Genomic DNA, 13,404 nt, shown 5'->3' on the forward strand with positions numbered 1-13,404 from the left:
CAGTCCTTTTCGGATCAGTCGGAGGAGTGGGCCGGCCGGCCCTCGTCGGCGGCCTCGCGGGCGCTCTTGATCACCTGGTCGACCAGGCCGTACTCGAGCGCCTGGTCTGCGGTGAACCAGCGGTCGCGGTCGGCGTCGGCGATGATCTGCTCGAGGTCCTGGCCGGTGTGCTCGGCGATCAGCTGGAGCAGGACCTGCTTGATGTGCAGCGACTGCTGAGCCTGGATCTTGATGTCGGAAGCCGAGCCGCCCATGCCGGAGGACGGCTGGTGCATCATGATCCGCGCGTGCGGCAGCGCGTACCGCTTGCCCTTGGTGCCGGCGCAGAGCAGGAACTGACCCATCGACGCGGCCAGGCCCATGCCCACGGTCGCGACGTCGTTGGGGATGTAGTTCATCGTGTCGTAGATCGCCATCCCGGCGTCGACCGAGCCGCCCGGGGAGTTGATGTGCAGGAAGATGTCCGCCTCGGGGTCCTCCGCAGACAGCAGCAACAGCTGGGCGCAGATCGCGTTCGCGTTCTGGTCGCGGACCTCGGAACCGAGGAACACGATGCGCTCTTTGAGCAGCCGTTGGTAGATGTGGTCGTCGAGGCCGTACGACGGACCACCGTTCATTTGCGGGCCTGGTGGCGCAGACAGTGGCTCAGACAGGAGTGGGGTCACGAGGCGACCCTAGCCCGACCTGGGGGTAGTTCCACGAGCATTCGGCCGGTGTTCGCCAAGAGCAGATTTCGGGCGGCTGGCCACTACGCTCACCGCGTGAACTCAGCAGGTGCCTTGGTAGCCGCACTTCTCTCCGCCGCCTTGGCAGGGTGCGCGACGACGTCACCTGCGGGTCCGCCCGCCTCTTCCGGCTTGCCCGGTTCGTCGTCGATCGAGTCGTCGCCACACATGCCGCCCGCGGAGCTAACCCCCGCCCGGCTTCAGTCGCTGTGGTGGACCTGGGCGAGCTCATCACCTAGCGGGGAAGGGCCGGTCGAGGACACCACCGGAGCGCGATGCGCGGATCACCAGCCCGCAGAGGTGTGGCTGGTCGCAGGCACGTACGGCGGCTCTGTTCGTAGGCGTTGCCAGGTCCCGGCGGGAGTGCCACTGGCCGGGCCGGCCATCAACCTGGTCGCGCCGTCGGCCGACGACTGCGCGACGTTCATGGAGGAGGCCAAGGGAGCCGCCAGCATCGATGGCGAGCCTGTGCAGCTGGAGCGGTTGCCCGCGACCGACATCGACTTCGAGGACCGAGGTCGGACGACGACCGGGTTCGCCTGCGGTTTGTGGGCCCGGATCGAGCCGCTTTCTCCCGGCAAGCACGTGCTGATCCTGCACGGTGTCCGCGGGACCTTCGCGGTCGACGCGAGGTACGAGCTGACCGTCTCGCAAGCCTCAAGCTAGCTCTCGACGGCGGTCTTCAGCCGGTCGAGGGTGAGGTGCATGTGGCCCTCGAGCTCGTCGGCGTGGTGGTCGACGCCCCCGAGGAATGCCCCGGCGAACAGCCGCGCGGTGACCGGCACCCGCGACATCGGCCGCCGGAGTACGACGCGGGTGCTGGCGTCGGTGCTGCCGTCGGCCTCGGAGAGCTCGTAGACCCAGCTGGCGCCGCTGGTCTTGGTGTCCCAGGCGACCGCGCTGCCCGTCTCGACCGTGGTCACCACGTTGCGCGAGGGCCAGAACACCCACCGGTTCCGGTTCAGCCCGAGGTACCACTGCCCGTTCCGCAGCCCGCCCGGCTTGAGCGGCACCATCCGCAGCAGCTCGGGGCTCCAGTCGGGCATCTTGGAGAAGTCGGTCAGGACCTCCCACACCCGCTGCCGCGGGGCGTCGATCGTGATCTCGGCCCGCAGCTCGCTCATCGATCTGCTCGTCGGTGTGGTCTCACTCATGCGCCCATCCTTGGGCGAGTGGTACGGCGCGGTCAATCGGGTACGGCGCGCCGCTCGGTCAGCTCGATGTAGTCGGTCAGCGCCCTGCGCGAGACCTCCAGCGCCCGGATCCGCCGCTCCAGGTCGGAGCGCCGGCTGCGCAGGGTGTCCAGCAGCGGCCGGCACGGCTCCAGCTCGGGCGCCGGCCCGGTCAGGCACGGCTGGAGGTAGGCGATCTCCTCGGTCGACAGCCCCGCATCCAGCAGTCCCCTGATCTGGGCCACGGCGACCACCGTCTCGGCCGGGTATTGGCGGTAGCCGTTCGCCGTCCGCTCCGGGGTCAGCAGACCCTGGCTCTCGTAGTAGCGGAGCTGGTGGGGCGCGACGCCGGTCCGTCTGCTGAGCTCGCCGATCTGCATCGTGGGCTTGACCTTCATATCGGTGTGAACGTTGAGGCTGTCCACATGAGCATGCCTGACAACGCAAGGGCCGATGTGGCCGTACTGGGACTGGGAACGATGGGAGTCGCGATCGCGCGAGCCTTGCTCGCCGACAACCACCGCGCGGCGGTGTGGAACCGGACGCCGACCCGCGCCGACGAGCTGGCCGAGGCCGGCGCGCAGGCCGCCGACTCCGCGAGCGATGCGGTCGGCGCCAGCGAGCTGGTGCTGATCTGCGTCACCGACTACGACGCCGCCCGCGCCGTACTCGGGTCGGCCGAAGGCCGCCTCGCCGGCCGGGTGGTCGTCAACCTCACCTCCGGGTCGTCGGCGGAGGCACGCAGCCTGGCGGCATGGGTCGAGGACCGCGGCGCCCGCTACCTCGACGGCGCGATCCTGGCCGGGCCCGCCGACCTCGGCACGGCCGACAGCCTGATCCTGTTCAGCGGCTCGCAGGCGGCGTACGACGAGCACCGGCCGGTCCTGCAGGCCGTCGCCGGGCGCGCGACGCACCTCGGCACCGACGCCGGCCTCGCCTCGATCCACGACGTGGCCGTCCTGGCGATCATGTGGTCGCTGCTCAACGGCTTTCTGCACGGCGCGGCACTGCTGAAGCGTGCGGGCGTGCGGGCCGAGGCGTTCCTGCCGATCGCCCGCAGCGGCATCGGCACCACGGCCGGCTGGCTGGACGAGTACGCCGTGCAGGTCGACGCCGGCCGCCACCCCGGCGAGGACGCCACGCTGGCGACGCACGTCGCGGCCATGCAGCACCTGCTCGACGAGACCCACAGTGCTGGCGTCGACCCGGCCCTGCCGAGCGCGTTCAAGGCTCTCGGCGACCGCGCGCTGGAGGCCGGACTGGCCGACAGCGGCTACACCGCGATCGTGGACCTGCTCCTGGAGAAGCAAGAGCGCTGAGGACACGACAGCGCCCCGCACCCGGACGGGTGCGGGGCGCTGGAGGTGCTCAGGCCTTCGCGGGCTCCTCGGCGGGCTCCTCGGCCGCTGCCTCGGTCTCGCCCTCCGCGGCGGGCTCGCCGATGGTGCCGTCCGGGAGCAGGTTCTTCAGCTCAACGACGTTGCCGGACGCGTCCTTGACCACGGCCGACTCCACGATGGTGGCCAGCGCCTTGCCTCGCAGGATCTCCTGTACCAGCTCGGGCACGTGGTTGTGCTCGAACATGTGGTTGGCGAACTCCTGCGGGTCCTGCCCGGCCTGCTGCGCACGGCGTACCAGGTGCTGGGAGAGCTCGTTCTGGTCGACGCCGAACTGCTCCTTCTTCGCCACCTCGTCCAGCACGAACTGCGCGGCGATCGCGTCACGCACCCGGCGCTCGAGGTCGGCCTCGAACTCCTCGATGGTCTGGCTCTCGTTCTCGAGGTACTGCTCCATCGTCAGGCCGGCGTAGACCAGCTGCTGCTCGATGTTCTCGCGGCGGGCGTTGAGCTCCTCGGTGACCAGCGTCTCCGGCAGCGGGATCTCGACCTTGTCCAGCAGCCGCTCGAGGACCACGTCGCGGGCGGCGGACGCCTGCTCCAGCCGCTTGCCCCGGCCGAGCCGCTCGCGTACGTCGGCGGTCAGCTCCTCGGCGGTGTCGAACTCCGAGGCCATCTGGGCGAACTCGTCGTCGAACTCGGGGAGCTCCTGCTCCTGCACCTGGCTGACGGTGACCTGGACCTCGACGTCCTCGCCGACCAGGTCGCCACCGACCAGCTGGGAGGTGAACGTCTTGTCCTCGCCGGCGCTCATCCCGGTCAGCGCCTCGTCGAGCCCGTCGAGCATGCCGCCGCGGCCGACCTGGTACGACATGCCGGCGACCTCGGCGCCCTCGACCGGCTCGCCGCCCTGGGTGGCCCTGAGGTCGAGTACGACGAAGTCGCCGTCGGCGGCCGGGCGGTCGACGTCGCTGAGCGAGGCGAACCGCTCACGCAGCGCCTGCGACTGCTCCTCGACGTCGGCGTCGGTGACCGCGATGTCCTCGACCTCGGCCTCGATGCCGTCGTACGCCGGGAGCGTGATCTCGGGCTTCACGTCGACCTCGGCGGTGAACTCGAGCGCCTCGTTGTCGTCGAACTTGGTCACCTCGATCTCGGGCTGCGCGAGCGGCTCGAGGTTGTTCTCCTGCAGCGCCTCGACGTACTTCTTCGGCAGCACCTCGTTGATCGCCTCGTCGAGCACGGCACCGCGGCCGACCTGGCGGTCGATCACGGCCGGCGGAACCTTGCCCCGGCGGAAGCCCGGCACGTTGATCTGCTGGGCGATCTTCTTGTACGCCGCGTCGAGGCTCGGCTTGAGCTCATCGAAGGGCACCTCGACACTGAGCTTGGCCCGGGTCGGGCTCAAGGACTCGACGGCGCTCTTCACAGGTGTTCTCCTCGCGATCAAATGCTGCATGTAGGTGGGTATGGAGGGTGCACGCACGCAGCGTGCAGCGTCGGGGCGACAGGACTCGAACCTGCGATCTCCTGCTCCCAAAGCAGGCGCGCTAGCCACTACGCTACGCCCCGCCAAGCCACTCCTGAACGGGGTCCGGGAGCGGGCTTGGAGCGGATGACGGGAATCGAACCCGCGTAATCAGTTTGGAAGACTGAGGCTCTACCATTGAGCTACATCCGCACATCCGGGCGTGACCCGGACGAGCACGTTCGTGCGTGCACATGGTGCCATATCGGCCAGATCCGCTCCCAATCGGTTCAGGAGCGGTTCAGGAGCGCCGCACGCGAGTCCGACGAGCGGCCCGTCGGCCCTTGTGCCGGATCGCCGCCGGCAGCGGCGACGGCTCCCAGGACGTCTCGGCGAGGCCGAGCATCAGCCACATGACCAGCGAAATCGCCATCGAGTTGGCGGGGTGGTCGACCATGCTCACCACCGCGAACGACGCCAGACCACCGGCCAGCGCGGCCGCCATCTTCGACCCGGCCAGCGCGGCCCGGCCGACCCGGATCCCGACCAGGACCGTGATCACCACCACCGCCACGCCGCCGACCACACCGGTCTCGACCAGCCAGTTCAGCCACAGGTTGTGGACGTGCACGAACGCCTCGGTGCCGGGCACCCGCCCGGCGACCAGGTGGCCGCTCAGGCCGAGGCCGGTGCCGAGCGGGTTCTCCGCCGCGACCCGCAGCGCGGCCGACCAGACCTCGGTGCGCACGCCGACACCGCCGCGGACGACCATCAGGAACACCAGCAGCAGACCGCCCACCCCGGCGGCAACGCCGGCGACCGTCAGCCGCCGCCTGGTCGGCTTCAGGAGTACGACGAGGACCACGGCGCCGACGAACGCGGCCGCCATGCCGCCCCGGGAGAACGTCGCCAGGATCGCGATGTAGGAGCCCCCGATCACGGTGAACGCCAGCGCTCGCAGGGACCGGTCGGCGACGCCGAGCGCCCCGACCACCGCGAGCGGGACGAACATGACCAGGAAGGCCGCGAGCAGGTTCGGGTTGTAGAAGGTGCCGACCACCCGCACCATCGCGTCGTCGTTGCACACGTTGCTGAGCTCGCCGCCGAGACCGGAGCGGCAGAACCCGGTGCTGGTCTGGTTGGACGCCTGCCCGAGCGCGACGCCGGCCGGGACCGCGACGAACACCAGGGCGATCGTGGCCAGGGTGCCGAACGAGAGGGCGCCGCCGCGGCGGGCACCCACCGCGAGGTAGTAGGCCGCCACGCCGGCGAGCAGACCGCGCCACGCCGAGAACGACTGCGAGTGCACCAGGGTGGCGAAGCCTGCCGCCGCCAGCAGCACGAGGATCGGGACGTCGAGCCGGGTGCGCAGCGAGCGCACCATCACGCCGGCGAAGCAGATGCCGACCAGACCGAGGATGATCGCCAGCCGGACCGGCGTGACGTTGAACCGGATCGGGTCGTCAGGAAGGGCGTCGGCGACCGCCTCGGACAGGACCAGCACGATCGCGATCGTCGCGACGGCGGCGCCGACGGTACGGCGTACCGGAGGCTGCTCGGGGACCGCGGGGCCTGGTGCGTGCCGCATCGGGCGGTCGAGCACGCCGGCGTGACCACTAGCCATATCTCTGTTGTCCCGTAGGCGGGTGACCGATCGGTGATCGGCAGGGGCCTGGCAGGAGGCTAGATGAGCTACTCCAAGGGGTCGCGCATGTGAGCGGTGCGCAGCGCGCGAGCCCTTGGAGTAGCTCATCTGGTCAGCGGATCGCCGGAGTATCTCCGCTCAGGAAGTCCACGACGCGCAGCCGGATGGAGTCCACCATGGGCAGCTGCTCGATCTCGGCCGGGGTGCAGAAGGTGACGTCGTACGACTCGTCGCTGATGCTCAGCTCGCCGCCGGTCACGTGGGCCGCGAAGCAGACGGAGAACTCCTGGCGGACCTCGCCGTCGTCGTACGCGTAGACATGGAGGGGGTCGGAGTAGACGCCGACGATGCCGGTCACCTCGATGTCGAGGCCGGTCTCCTCTTTGACCTCGCGGACCGCGCACCCGGAGAGCGACTCTCCCAGCTCGAGTACGCCGCCGGGCAGGGCCCACAGGCCGTTGTCACGCCGGCGGTGCACCAGGATCCGGTCGCTGTCGTCGACCACGACGACAGAGGCCGCGGGCACTACGGAGTTCGGGGGCGGCGCGTCCGCGTCGTCGTAGAAGTCGCGTCGAACCATGCCGCCTCTCGTCTCTCGATTCAGCCGGCCGCCGGTGCCGGCCTTCGGCTTCGGGTCTGGGTGGCCGGGGTGGTGTCCGCCCATATTCCCTCGAAGTGGCTGGCGAACCGAGCGAACATGCCGTTGGGCCCGACCCGTCGCAGATGGAGCAGCGGCGCGGAGTGACCAGGAGTCGCGTACAGGTGTGGCGTCACGAACATCTCCTCGTCGAATCGGAATACCGAGTTGTAGAGGGGTGCGGCCTGAAAGCGCAACTCCGCGTTCGGGCTGACCAGTAGCGGCTCGTAGGCGCGCAGGCTGGTTTCGATCCGGGCGACGAGCGTGATCGGCTCCTGCTCCTCGTCGTCTCGCAGCCGGACCTGCTCGCACTCCGGGTCGGCGATGACCAGCCGGACCTGGCATCCCGCCTCACACTTCTCCAACAGTATGTCCACGAACTCCGGTACCAGTTGCGGGAGAAAGTATGCGGTGTACCCCAGGAGGTCGATCTGCTGCTTGCCCTGGTCGATCAGCCGCCGCCATTTGAGTGCGTCCACGCTGGCCCGGCGCGGGAACGCGGCGACGATCTCCGCGATGTCACCGGCGCGGTCGGCGGCGTTGCGCCGCGCGTTGGGCCAGAGGAACTCCTCGTGTTCGTCGACCAGCTGGGAGACGGCCCAGCGGTGTCGTGGGTGCGGTACTCGCCCGGCCAGCCACTTCTGGACCGTCTTCGGGTCGACACCGACCTGACGAGCAACTTGCTCGTTCGTCAGTGCCGCTCGGCCGAGCGCCGCTCTTAGCCTGTCGTTCGCCATCTGTCCCCCGGGACGTCTAGACGTGTATACGAAACGTTTTAAACGTCCCGCGTGCGTGGTTAAGAGGCCGCTGCTCCCGTGTCCAAATGCATGAACAGGACAAAACAGAACACCTCACTCTGGAAGGAAAATACGAAGTGCCCAACGACGCTGGGACGAAGAAGATCCGCCTCCATGACGGAGCGGGGTCGAGAGAGTCGTGATCGGAACTGCGGGGGCGGCGGTACGAGAAGTTCGCCACCAACCCGAGGAGGACGACTATCTCGGGCATCTAGATGTAATCAAGAGGCGCCGGGTCCGCGTGTGGTTCGGCGAGCACGTTGTCGAGGAGTACCAAGCAGAGGCCGCGACCGCCGATCGCTACGCCGACGCGATGGCACAGAGGTTCCGCGGCCTGCGGGTGACCGTCGACGATGTGACACCGGATGGTCTGCAGCCGTTGTCCCCCGAGCGGCTGTGGACCATCCGTCCATGAGCGCCCGCCGATTCGTTTTGATTCGGCACCGTGATCCCAGTGGAGTCAGTGGCACCGGCCAAATAGCGGAGGGGGTCGTCTGGAGTGACGGCGAGATCGCCCTCCGCTGGCGAGGCCCGTTGTTCACGACGACCATCTGGCCGCACAGCATCGATGCCTTGCTCGCTGTGCACGGACACGGAGGCGCAACTACTATCCGCTGGCTCGACCCTGAGCCAGTCTCTACTGGAGCACCGCCCAAGCACCTGGCCTCTGCGGCCGCGCGCTGACTGCAACGGGCGAATGGGCGGGTCTGCCAGCCCGCCCCTCGCACCGTATTCAGCGCGCCGAGCAGGCATTTCTCGTTGTCGAGCCAGACGAGAAGTGCCCGCTCGGCGCGAATGGACGCGGAACGCGATCGAAGCGAGCCTGTTACGCGTAACGGCTGATGAGCTCGCCGAAGGCGGCCCGAGCCGTTGTACGCCGAAGGCGTGTTTACGTGTTTAGTGCCGGTGGATCAGCAGCAGCGCACAGTCGTCGTTGGTGGAGCCCAGCTGGGCCACCAGCTTCTTCGCGGCGCCCTGGTGGAAGCCACCGCCACGGAGCAGCCGCTCACCGAGACCGAGCAGCTTGTCGATGCCGAGCGTGATGTCACGCGACGGGGTCTCGACCAGGCCGTCTGTGTAGAGGAGCACGGCGTCGCCGCTGCGGACGATGCCGTAGATCGGCACGAACTCCGCACCCTCGATCAGGCCGAGCAGTGGCCCCTCCGTCTCGTGGACCAGCCACCGGCCCGACCCCGAGAGCAGCTGTACGGCGGGCGGGTGGCCCGCCGTACGCAGCTCGAACTGGCCGGTGTCCAGGTCAAGGGAGAGATGTACGGCGGTCGCGAAGCCCTCGTCCCAGTCCTGCCGGATCAGGTACTCGTTGGCCGCGGGCAGGAACTCCTGCGGCTGCTGGGCGCTGAGCAAGCCGCTCAGGGCGCCGGAAAGCAGCAGTGCGCGGGTGCCGGCCATCTCGCCCTTGCCGGACACGTCGACGACCGCGACATCGAGGCGCTTGCCGTCGTCGGTGCGGGCAGCGACCACGAAGTCGCCGGCGAACAGGGTGCCGCCCGCGGACTTCAGCTCCCACTCGGCTTGCCACTCGCCCGACAGCCTCGGCAGCGACCCCTGGCTCAGGATCCGGTCGCGGAGGTCGATCAGCATCGACTCGCCGCGCGCGCCGGCCACACCGAGCCTGGTCCGCCGGAACGAGGTCAGCATGATGATGAAGCCGACCACGAACTGGACCGCTACCGAGATCACCACGCTCCCGCTCATGAGCGTCTCCTGGAACGGCAGGGTGGCCGCGAGCATCGCAAGCACGAACACCACGAACCACGGCAGCCGGCTCGGGCCGAGCAACAGGCTGCCCACCACCAGCGGGATCACGAACAGCGACGGCGGCCACAGCTCCGGCTCCACGCTGACCACCACCGCGACCACGAGCGTGAGCACGACGAGCCAGACCATGGTGGCTGGCTCGTCGGCGCCACCCCTGCGACGCAGGGTGAGCCAGAGAAGACGGAACCGTCTCATGAGACTGCATCCTGTGCGGCGATGTTGTTTCTCACTGTAGTGCTCGCGGGCGGTAGGGACGCTGACATCGCGAACACCAGAAGATATTGCGTTCCTTGAGTACGGCGGTGCGCACCGCAGTCCGACAGACCAGGCAGGGCTGGCCGGTCCGCCGGTAGACGTAGACCTCGCCGCCGTGGTCGTCCTTGCGCGGTGGCCGGCCCATCGCATCCGGGGTGTGCTCGGGCCGGACGGTGTCGATCCGGCCGGTTCGCACACCCTCGGCCATCAGCTCGACCAGGTCATCCCAGATCGCGCGCCACTGACCGGCCCGGAGGGTGCGGCCGGGACGAAGGGGGTGTAAACGTCCCCGAAAGAGCACTTCGGCGCGGTAGACGTTCCCAACGCCCGCTAACACACCCTGGTCCAGCAACAGGTCGCCGATCGGCCGGTGGCTGCGCGAGATCCGGCGCCAGGCGAGGTCCGGGTCGGCCTCCTTCCGCAGCGGGTCCGGACCGAGGCCGGCCAGCACGGTGTCGCGCCGGGCCAGCGTGACCAGGTCGCACTGGGTGGCGCCGCGCAGGTCGGCGTACGCGGGTGCCGGCCCGTTCGCCTCCAGCCGGAGCCGGACCACGCCGACCGGCGCCGGCGCCGGTCCGGGGAGCACGTCGAACTTGCCGATCAGGCCGAGATGGATGTGCAGGAACCGGTCGGCCGGGAACTCCACGAACAGGTGCTTCCCGGCCGAGTCCGCGCCGACCAGCCGCTGCCCGTCGAGGGTCGCGGCATCGGCGGCGAACCGTCCGGTCGGGCTGGACACCCGCACCGCACGGCCACCGAACGCCTGCCCGATCTCGTCAGCAAGCCGACGAAGGGTGTGGCCTTCAGGCATCGCCTGCCGAGCCTCGGAGAGCGGACTCCGGCAGTGGCGGGAGCTCGCGGGTGGTCTCGTAGTCGGCCAGCTGGCCGATCCGGCGGACGTGCCGCTCGTCGCCGCTGAACGGCTCGCCGAGGAAGACCTCGACGTACCGGGTCATCTCCTCCACGGTGTGCATCCGGCCGCCGACCGAGACCACGTTGGCGTCGTTGTGCTCGCGGGCCAGCGCCGCGGTCTGCTCCGACCAGGCCAGCGCACAGCGGATGCCCTGGACCTTGTTGGCCGCGATCTGCTCGCCGTTGCCGGAGCCGCCGATCACGACGCCGAGGCTGTCCTGGCCGTCGGCCCGCTCGTCCGCGACCGCCTCGGCGGCACGCAGGCAGAAGACCGGGTAGTCGTCGAGGGCGTCGTACACGAACGGGCCGTGGTCGACCGCCTCGAAGCCGTTGTCCGCCAGCCAGTCGAGCAGGTGCTCCTTGAGCTCGAGGCCGGCATGGTCGGATCCGAGGTGAACGCGCATGGGCAGCAGTGTGACAGAGCGCGCGGCCCGTGCTGCGGCGTTCCGCACAGTGTTATCTCGCCGTGTCCACTGTGACCTCAACCGTGCAGGTGGAGGCTGTGCAAGTGGAAGAAGGCGACAACCTGCCGCAGCAACGGCTCGGCCGCGTCGAAGACGGTGTCGTGCCGCCAGAAGCCGTGGATCAGCCCGAGGTAGCGGGTCGCGACCACCTCGACGCCGAGCTCGGCCAGCCGCGCCGCGAGGTCCTCGCCCTCGTCGCGCAGCGGGTCGTGCTCGGCGGTCACCACCAGCGTCGGCGGCAGCGTGTGCAGCTTCGTGGAGCGCAGTGGCGCGAGGTCGGGGTGCTCCAGGTCGGCCGGGCCGGCGGCGTACTGCTGCCAGTACCAGGCCGCCTCGCGGGCGTTGAAGCCCTCGGCGGCGGTCTCGTACGACGAGTACCCCGCGGCGGGGTCCAGGAACGGGTAGATCAGGGCCACGGCGGCGAACCGGCCCGGGTTCCGCAGCGCGGCCACCAGCGCGAGGTTGCCGCCGGCGCTGTCGCCGTGGACGTACGCCGGGCCCTCGATGCCGAGCGCCGCGCTCTCGCGGTCGAGCCAGCCGAGCACCGTGTCGACGTCGTCGGGCGCCGCCGGGAACCGGTGCTCCGGCGGCCGCCGGTAGTCGACGCTGAGCACCACCATGCCGGACCGGTTGGCCAGCCGCCGGGCGGCCGCGTCGTGGACGTCGATGTCGTTGAACACGAAGCCACCGCCGTGCAAGTGGACGATCACGCCACCCTCGGGACCGTCGTCCAGGATCGGCCGGTAGAGCCGGCACGGCACCCCGTCGGCGTCGAGGTCGCGAGCCTCCACGACCTGCTCGCGGGCCACGGCGGCGGCGATCTTGCGACCGTCGGCCCGGGCGGCCTCGATGTCGAAGCCCGGGTCGTAGACCTTCGGCTCGGCGTCGTACGCCGCGACGGCCTCGCGGGACTGCGGGTTCAGCATGGCGCCATTGCTACCAGACACCGCTCATCAGAAGGGCTTGACCCTCCGGTTACCGGATATCTCAGGCTGGCGTCATGATCACCGATATCTTCACCGTCGTTTGCAGTGACAACGTCGCAGCCAGCCGCGACTTCTACGTCGACCTGTTCGGCTTCGAGGTCATCTTCGAGGCCGACTGGTACGTCCAGCTTCAAGGTCAGGACCCGCACCGTCGCCAGCTCGGCATCGTCGCCCGCGAGCACGACAGCGTGCCCGAGCGGTTCCGCGAGCGGCCGGCCGGCTTCCTGGTCTCGGTCGAGGTGGACGACGTGGACGCCGTCCACGACCGCGCGGTCGCGGCCGGCCACCGGATGGAACTCACCCTGCGTGACGAGGATTGGGGCCAGCGCCACTTCATCACCGCCGATCCCGACGGAGCCGCCGTGGACGTGATTACGCGGATCGCGCCGAGCCCGGAGTTCGCCGCCCTGTACAGCGAGGGTGCCTCAGCCTGAGCCTCAGCGTGACATCAGGGCGTCGAGCGCCACCGCCATCGCGGCCGCGAAGCGGAAGTCGACGCTGGGGTTCGCGACGTCGACGGTGTACTTGTCGCGTCGCTGAACCGGCGCAGGATGGCGCGGCCACCGTCCTCCGATAGGGCTCACGGTGGGGGCGGTCCGACCTCAGCCGTCCGCGGGCGCTGCGGCGGCGCGTCGCGCGCACAGCCACCGCCGTTGGTTGCGCACCGCTAGCGCGCGCCGCGGCCAAGCCGCTTGACGCCGCCCGCGGACGCCCGAGGTCGAACCTCCGGCATCGTCGGCGAACCTCCCTGTCGCGCGGAGAAGCTGGACGTTTCCGGAAGAGCCGATGCTGTCGCCGGGCGATACTTCTCCCTGTGAAGACCTTCGGCTGGACCGTGCTGACCTTGGTATTCGTCGACGAGCTGCTGGCGATGGCGGCGTTCGGGGTGTGGGGGTACTCGCTCGGCGGGCCGGTCAGGCTGCTGCTCGCCGTCGTGCTGCCGATCGCGGTGATGGCGATCTGGTGGGCGTTCGCCTCGCCGAAGGCGCCGTACGGCGGGCCGGTGCTGCGTTACCTGGTGATCGGCTCGGTCTTCTGCCTGGCGTCGCTCGCGCTCTGGCACGCGGGGCACCCCGGCTGGGCGCTGGCGTTCTTCACGTTTTCGGCGGTGATCAACTGCCTGGCGCTGATCCCGCCCGTGCGCGCGCTCAACCCGACTCGGAGAGAGAATGGAGCTGTCGACGCGTCGAAGTAGGTCAATTCGTGACAACAGCACCAGACTCGGGC

At 69.6% G+C, this 13,404-nt stretch carries 17 protein-coding genes and 2 tRNA genes; 5 read left to right on the forward strand and 14 right to left on the reverse strand.

Translation table 11 applies throughout. The features are described 5' to 3' along the window. Positions 1 to 14: 14 nt before the first annotated feature. On the reverse strand, positions 15 to 617 hold the full coding sequence (locus tag DDV73_RS06965) for an ATP-dependent Clp protease proteolytic subunit (RefSeq protein WP_109506526.1): 603 nt from the start codon (positions 615 to 617) through the stop codon (positions 15 to 17). A gap of 471 nt (positions 618 to 1,088) precedes the next feature. Between DDV73_RS06965 and DDV73_RS06970 the strand changes: the two genes are divergently transcribed. Further along, positions 1,089 to 1,391, forward strand: coding sequence for a hypothetical protein (locus tag DDV73_RS06970; RefSeq protein WP_109506527.1), 303 nt, complete (start codon positions 1,089 to 1,091; stop codon positions 1,389 to 1,391). Here the strand turns inward: DDV73_RS06970 and DDV73_RS06975 are convergent. Together DDV73_RS06975 and DDV73_RS06980 are read right to left on the reverse strand one after the other, a co-directional pair. Then, positions 1,388 to 1,879 carry an SRPBCC family protein gene (locus DDV73_RS06975; protein WP_109506528.1) on the reverse strand — a complete coding sequence of 164 codons (492 nt, stop codon included), beginning with the start codon at positions 1,877 to 1,879 and terminating at the stop codon, positions 1,388 to 1,390. The genes DDV73_RS06970 and DDV73_RS06975 overlap by 4 nt on opposite strands. 32 nt (positions 1,880 to 1,911) lie before the next feature. Beyond that, a complete protein-coding gene (locus DDV73_RS06980; protein ID WP_240617162.1) occupies positions 1,912 to 2,295 on the reverse strand; it encodes a MerR family transcriptional regulator in 384 nt (127 codons plus the stop codon). 27 nt (positions 2,296 to 2,322) lie between these two features. Here DDV73_RS06980 and DDV73_RS06985 point away from each other — a divergent pair, with 27 nt between their 5' ends. Further along, a complete protein-coding gene (locus DDV73_RS06985) occupies positions 2,323 to 3,216 on the forward strand; it encodes an NAD(P)-dependent oxidoreductase (protein WP_206050755.1) in 894 nt (297 codons plus the stop codon). Positions 3,217 to 3,265: 49 nt separating this feature from the next. On the opposite strand, the gene tig is transcribed toward DDV73_RS06985, so the two are convergent. The 6 genes from tig to DDV73_RS07015 form a co-directional block, all read right to left on the reverse strand. Then, positions 3,266 to 4,663 carry a trigger factor gene (gene tig, locus DDV73_RS06990; protein ID WP_161962308.1) on the reverse strand — a complete coding sequence of 466 codons (1,398 nt, stop codon included), beginning with the start codon at positions 4,661 to 4,663 and terminating at the stop codon, positions 3,266 to 3,268. Positions 4,664 to 4,733: 70 nt separating this feature from the next. Next, a tRNA-Pro gene (locus tag DDV73_RS06995) sits at positions 4,734 to 4,806 on the reverse strand. A 35-nt stretch (positions 4,807 to 4,841) separates the two neighbouring features. Then, positions 4,842 to 4,915: transfer RNA gene (locus tag DDV73_RS07000), tRNA-Gly, on the reverse strand. Between the two features lie 88 nt (positions 4,916 to 5,003). Continuing rightward, positions 5,004 to 6,326, reverse strand: coding sequence for an O-antigen ligase family protein (locus tag DDV73_RS07005; RefSeq protein ID WP_154402642.1), 1,323 nt, complete (start codon positions 6,324 to 6,326; stop codon positions 5,004 to 5,006). Between the two features lie 133 nt (positions 6,327 to 6,459). Then, a complete protein-coding gene (locus DDV73_RS07010; RefSeq protein ID WP_109506606.1) occupies positions 6,460 to 6,927 on the reverse strand; it encodes an NUDIX hydrolase in 468 nt (155 codons plus the stop codon). 20 nt (positions 6,928 to 6,947) lie between these two features. Continuing rightward, complete coding sequence (locus DDV73_RS07015) at positions 6,948 to 7,721, reverse strand: helix-turn-helix domain-containing protein (protein ID WP_109506531.1); 774 nt, start codon at positions 7,719 to 7,721, stop codon at positions 6,948 to 6,950. 199 nt (positions 7,722 to 7,920) lie between these two features. Between DDV73_RS07015 and DDV73_RS07020 the strand changes: the two genes are divergently transcribed. Further along, on the forward strand, positions 7,921 to 8,196 hold the full coding sequence (locus DDV73_RS07020; protein ID WP_240617171.1) for a hypothetical protein: 276 nt from the start codon (positions 7,921 to 7,923) through the stop codon (positions 8,194 to 8,196). Between the two features lie 482 nt (positions 8,197 to 8,678). Here DDV73_RS07020 and DDV73_RS07030 read toward each other — a convergent pair whose 3' ends face one another. The 4 genes from DDV73_RS07030 to DDV73_RS07045 all read right to left on the reverse strand — a co-directional run bounded on the left by DDV73_RS07030 (position 8,679) and on the right by DDV73_RS07045 (position 12,117). After that, positions 8,679 to 9,755: a PP2C family protein-serine/threonine phosphatase gene (locus tag DDV73_RS07030; protein WP_109506533.1), complete on the reverse strand. Its 1,077-nt coding sequence runs from the start codon at positions 9,753 to 9,755 to the stop codon at positions 8,679 to 8,681. A 31-nt stretch (positions 9,756 to 9,786) separates the two neighbouring features. Continuing rightward, positions 9,787 to 10,626, reverse strand: coding sequence for an Fpg/Nei family DNA glycosylase (locus DDV73_RS07035; RefSeq protein ID WP_109506534.1), 840 nt, complete (start codon positions 10,624 to 10,626; stop codon positions 9,787 to 9,789). Then, positions 10,619 to 11,131: a ribose-5-phosphate isomerase gene (locus DDV73_RS07040; RefSeq protein ID WP_109506608.1), complete on the reverse strand. Its 513-nt coding sequence runs from the start codon at positions 11,129 to 11,131 to the stop codon at positions 10,619 to 10,621. Before DDV73_RS07040 ends, DDV73_RS07035 begins: the two co-directional genes overlap by 8 nt. Before the next feature lie 77 nt (positions 11,132 to 11,208). After that, on the reverse strand, positions 11,209 to 12,117 hold the full coding sequence (locus tag DDV73_RS07045; protein ID WP_109506535.1) for an alpha/beta hydrolase: 909 nt from the start codon (positions 12,115 to 12,117) through the stop codon (positions 11,209 to 11,211). A gap of 74 nt (positions 12,118 to 12,191) precedes the next feature. Between DDV73_RS07045 and DDV73_RS07050 the strand changes: the two genes are divergently transcribed. Next, positions 12,192 to 12,611, forward strand: a complete 420-nt coding sequence (locus DDV73_RS07050) for a VOC family protein (protein ID WP_109506536.1) — start codon at positions 12,192 to 12,194, stop codon at positions 12,609 to 12,611. Positions 12,612 to 12,614: 3 nt separating this feature from the next. On the opposite strand, the gene DDV73_RS28375 is transcribed toward DDV73_RS07050, so the two are convergent. Then, positions 12,615 to 12,761, reverse strand: a complete 147-nt coding sequence (locus DDV73_RS28375) for a hypothetical protein (protein WP_154402643.1) — start codon at positions 12,759 to 12,761, stop codon at positions 12,615 to 12,617. Positions 12,762 to 12,991: 230 nt separating this feature from the next. On the opposite strand from DDV73_RS28375, the gene DDV73_RS07055 reads away from it, so the two are divergent. Continuing rightward, positions 12,992 to 13,372 carry a YrdB family protein gene (locus DDV73_RS07055; protein WP_109506537.1) on the forward strand — a complete coding sequence of 127 codons (381 nt, stop codon included), beginning with the start codon at positions 12,992 to 12,994 and terminating at the stop codon, positions 13,370 to 13,372. Positions 13,373 to 13,404: the final 32 nt, after the last annotated feature.

The sequence above is a fragment of the Nocardioides speluncae genome, assembly GCF_003121585.1.
GTDB classification, from domain to species: domain Bacteria; phylum Actinomycetota; class Actinomycetes; order Propionibacteriales; family Nocardioidaceae; genus Nocardioides; species Nocardioides speluncae.